Below are 4,415 nucleotides of genomic sequence, written 5' to 3'. Positions count from 1 at the left end.
TCGGGTGACGGCGCTCTCACTGACGTGAGACCGCCGTCTTTGTTCGACTCACTGAATCCATTACGCTGATCTCGGTCATTTTTCTCCAGAAATCGAGTCAGAAACCAGGAGCGATGGGAACTACCGACTATCGACTAATGAAGATAGAATATCAAGATCCCTTCGATGGCTTAGCCACAAATTTTTCGGAGGAATGACTGAATCCACCGGATGCCTTTACAATCGTACATTCGTAATATTTCTATAATCCATTACCATTGACATTCAGAAAAATGATTGGATATGTGACTGGTTGTTTATTTAATGTTGGGAATTTTGTGAGATTGTATAATTGAACTAATTGAGTAAATGAAGGGTGCGTTTAGGCGACTGGGAGTAACGCTCGTAGACATGCTTAGTGAGGGGTCTGCGCAACGCACCACCTCAAATATCGTCTGGAACGTACTCGACTGCCGCGATATGAGGAACACGATTGAGGACATCCTGCTTCAGTTGGGCATACAGGTTCGCGTTCGGATCGCCTCGAAGGTGCGGAACAGACATCCGCTACCTCCTGGCCTCCGCAGGCTCAGTCGTTGGAGCCAGAGAATCCCATTTACGGATTGCGTACCCGACGGTCTGGATGCGACGCTGGTAATGATACCAGGTGGATCAATTCTTGGAAAGACGTCAACAAATTTGGATTCTATCCGTGGGAACTTATTAATAACAGACTTCCTATGGGTACCTAACCCTCCACCGTTTCCGGAGCTATTAGAATCACGACGACAATATTCCACTACCCCACAATTCCATTACGGCAGAGTAAAGTTAGAACTGTGCACACTCACAATATCGTGTGTAGTATAGCGAGTTCCGCCAGATGGCGAAGGTTTGAAGCCACGTATTGGCCGTTGCTGGATCGGCATGGTTGAAACCATAATTGAATGAGGATATTCTATTTATTATATCTAAAAAAAATATGTTCAACAGCGTACCGATTTCCGTGGCATTTGGGTTAAAATCGGAGTCCTGTTTGGGGCAATGCCGCTGCGAGATGCTGGGGTTGATCGACGAGGAACACGGTATCGGAGACGTTGTGTTTCTCACGAATCTCAGGCAGAAATTGCTGAATGAGTGCAGTAGTCGTCATTGTAAACAGCCGTACAGAGGAGAATTCGTTTGTTTCAGGATCGAGAATAGCGTACAGCCAAAACCGCTGACTGTTGATTCGGATCACCATCTCGTCGAGTGCGTCGTGATCGGGCTCTCATTGCTGGCCGGCTGTAACCCGGCTTTCTGTACTCAATCCTGGACGGCTTTCCGAGACCGTTCGATATCGAACTTCTAGAATTCCAGAACCGTATTCGAAAACGATAGTACAACAAGATGGAGTCGAATACTGAGCGTCATCAGTCGTCGCGATGTCCGCTCTCGCTCCACAAAACCCAGGTCGATCCAGCAAGGATCGAAACCTGGCTCCAAGCTTTTATTATCTGGTGTAACCCGCTAAACTAAATTTGGATCTCTCTTCGCCAAGGACGGATCTAGTGGTCGTTCTAAACCGACTGCGTTAGAATGATCCGCTTGAGAGTGCCTTTCCAGGTCTGTTTTCGGTTATTTCGCCGTCGCGAACGACGAACTGACCGTCGACGAGGACGTGTTCGATCCCGTCCGGGAACCGATTCGGCTGGTTGACTGTGGCGTCGCTTCCAACCTGATTCGGTTGAAACACCACAATATCAGCGTCCATTCCTGGCCGAATCAATCCTTTTCGCTCGAATCCCATGATCCGAGCGGGAAGCGACGTCATTTTGCGTATAGCTTCCTCAAGACTGAATAGTGACCGTTCACGAACGTATTCTCCGAGGATTCTCGGATAGGTTCCGTTTACCCGAGGATGCGGTCGATCACCGAAGATACCGTCTGTCCCGATTCCGACCAACTCACTGGAGAGTACGCGACAAATATCTTTGTCCGAACCGTTGATGGAGCCGAGTACCACTGTAACTTCGAGATCATCTTCGACGAGGAGATCGCACATGGTATCTATGGGATCTTTCTGTTGTTCCGCGGCAATCTCGTGTAGCGTCCTGCCAAGAACGTACTCATTAGACGTTGATCCCACGTTGCTGATGCGCACTTGATCCCAGTCGATGTCCCAGCTTCCTCCGTCCTCAGCCAGCTCGCGTTTCATCTGCTTACGAGCGTCATCGTCTTCTAGATGCTCGAGCAAGCGTTCCGGCCCTTCAGCATGTGCCCAAGTCGGGACGAGAGCTAGCAGCATCGAACTGCCGGGCACATATGGATATAGATCGGCAGTAAAATCCACCCCGCGTTCCCGTGCTGCAGTGACGAGATGGAGTGCTTTATCGGACTTTCCTCGCTTCGTAGCACCGAGTTTAAAATGCGATAAGTGAACTGGAACTCCCTCTTCTGCCCCGATATCGATGAATTCGTCCAGAGCATCCCACATATGATCACTATAGCTCCGGATATGAGCAACAAACGGGAGACCATGGGGGGAAAGCTCCGCCGCAAGCGTCTGAACCTCGCGGGTCGTCGCGTGTCGATGTGGCGAGTATTCGAGACCAGTTGAAAATCCAACGGCGCCTCGTTTTAGACTCTCTGCGACGAGATCGCTCATCTCTCGTAGTTCCGATTCAGTCGCTGTACGCGGTTCCCAACCCATCACGTTGTATCGTACAGTACCGTGTCCGACTAATGTGGCGACGTTCGGAGCAGGATCGGCTGATTCGATGGCTTCAAGATATTCGTCGATTTCCATTCCCGGCCAGTCTCGATTGAAGCGGCCGGACAGCCCCCGGAGGTACAGTTCCAACTCTTTTGGCCCGTCCGCGGCGTGCATTGGACTGTAAGAGAAGCCGTCCTGCCCGACGATTTCTGTCGTTACTCCCTGTCGTATCTTTGGTTCAAGCGACGGATCACGTAACACCTCTAAATCAGCGTGAGAGTGCAGGTCGATAAATCCAGGACACAGTACCGCCCCGTTGAGGTCGTAAACGTCCGTAACAGACGAGTTGCGATCCGCCCCGCGAACGACGTTCTCTACTTGTCCATCGACAACGCTCACTGCTCCCCGATACCACGGTGCACCGGTTCCATCGACGATACGTGCGTCTTTCAACAAGAGTGTCATTATCGTCGTAATGATCGACCCCAACGTTCAAAAGACTATCCCTTTTATATCATACATGTGAGTATAATTTGGCGTATTATTCGCCACATTCGTCCTCAGTTGCGAGATTGATTCTATTATACAGAAAACAGTAACGACCACATCCCACTATTGTACGTGACCGACCGTTGGTTGAACGAATCTATTACATACGTATTATTGTAATGGCAATAGAATCATTCAGCGGTACTCACCTACCCTACTCAGTCTTGCACATTGATGTAAGAGCGTGACATAGACGGTGGCAAGGGTTACTTCGAGCGAACTTGGACCACCCCCTGAAAAAGGTGTCTAAAACCTACTCTCGGGTTTGAGACAGTGATGATCGCGACGTCGATGACATCATGCACGAGATCAATACCTTTTGGATCACTCAACAGTCGAGGCTAACGTACAAGGCTGAGTACCACCCCACATCAACTCTGGTTATTCAACCAGTTCGGTAACACAACGGGGGTGAGGTGCAGGACGAAAGCCAACTATGCAGTCTACGGTTGGGAAGATACTGGGTATCCTACTCGGATATACTGTTGTGTGGAACCGGTCAGCATGAATAGACAGCGAGTTCGTTAAGGATTATTGCTACAATATCGTTGTCAATTGTCGACTGATAATCGATCCCACCATTCTATTATATAGAATACACATCGATTTCCATACTGTTGATCCGCACATTAACACTAGATTGTAGATGCGACGGGCCAATCATGGCGTACACCTGGAATTACTTGTTGAACTGCCTTGTTTTGCTGCCGATTGACGGCAGCTTCAGACGCTCTCACGGCAAGATTTCGTCAAGCTCACCAGGATTTGGACGCCGTCTGGCGATATGGTATCGCTCAGACGGCTGGCGCGGATGTGTCGAGACCTTGCCAAACAGCACGTTGATGATCCAGACGTACCCGCCGCGCCGGAGGGCGCGGACGGGTACGCTGAGTGGGCACAGATCGCGTTAATTCTGTTCCGTATCGAACTCGAGAAGAGCCTTCGCGATACTGAAGACTATCTTGACGAGATGCCCGGCGTCCTCGCTGTGTTTGACCTCGATGAGGCACCGCACTACAGTTCGCTCTGCCGGTGGGAACAAGAGTATCGGATGCGTGAACTCCGCCGCCTGCTCCGCGCTTCGGCGGAGCAGGCGGGCTGGAGTGGTGAAGCGGCCATTGACGCGAGTGGCTTCCAGCGCGATCAAACCAGTCATCACTACCGCGACCGCGCGAACTACTCGTTCCACTCA

General features: G+C 50.5%; 1 protein-coding gene and 2 pseudogenes. 1 reads left to right on the top strand and 2 read right to left on the bottom strand.

Annotated elements, in window-relative coordinates:
• Positions 1-810: 810 nt before the first annotated feature.
• A pseudogene (locus DVH23_RS22955) lies at positions 811-1,464 on the bottom strand (IS6 family transposase).
• Positions 1,465-1,552: 88 nt separating this feature from the next.
• Positions 1,553-3,139: an amidohydrolase family protein gene (locus DVH23_RS22950; protein WP_232833907.1), complete on the bottom strand. Its 1,587-nt coding sequence runs from the start codon at positions 3,137-3,139 to the stop codon at positions 1,553-1,555.
• A gap of 868 nt (positions 3,140-4,007) precedes the next feature.
• On the opposite strand from DVH23_RS22950, the pseudogene DVH23_RS22945 reads away from it, so the two are divergent.
• Positions 4,008-4,415 (top strand): annotated as a pseudogene (locus tag DVH23_RS22945) (IS5/IS1182 family transposase); the annotation flags it as partial.

The sequence above is a fragment of the Saliphagus sp. LR7 genome, from assembly GCF_003344565.1.
GTDB lineage: Archaea > Halobacteriota > Halobacteria > Halobacteriales > Natrialbaceae > Saliphagus > Saliphagus infecundisoli.
The sequence above is the reverse complement of the archived record's forward strand: the minus strand, read 5'-3'. Positions and strand labels throughout refer to the sequence as shown.